Origin of the sequence: Pseudomonas putida, from assembly GCF_028682635.1 — a bacterium.
Classification (GTDB): Bacteria; Pseudomonadota; Gammaproteobacteria; order Pseudomonadales; family Pseudomonadaceae; genus Aquipseudomonas; species Aquipseudomonas putida_AE.
On record NZ_JANHLK010000100.1, the window covers coordinates 1 to 383 of the forward strand.

1 pseudogene is annotated in these 383 nt (G+C 65.3%); it reads left to right on the forward strand.

Features of this window, described 5'->3' with window-relative positions:
- A pseudogene (locus NPS56_RS31040) lies at window positions 1–383 on the forward strand (RHS repeat domain-containing protein); the annotation flags it as partial.

Consider the following 383-nt stretch of genomic DNA (forward strand, 5'->3'; position numbering starts at 1 on the left):
TGGCAGCGCCGAGTCGTTCACCTACAACGCTCTCGGCCAGGTGCTGACGCACACCGACGGCAAGGGCCAGACCACCCGACTGCTGCGCACCGCCCGCGGCCTGCCGAGCAGTCGCCAGGACGCCAAGGGCCAGCGCCTCCGCTACGAATACGACCCGGCGATTCGCCTGACCGCGCTGATCAACGAAAACAACGCGGCGTACCAGTTCGCCTACGATGCATCCGACCGGCTGATCGAAGAAAAACGCATCGACAACCTGACCCGGCGCTTCAGCTACAACCTCGGCGGGCATCTGACCCAGGTCGATGAAACCGGCTACGGCGAACGCGGCGAGCGGCCACAACGGCGCACCGAATTCGAGCGCGACAGCATTGGTCGGCTAA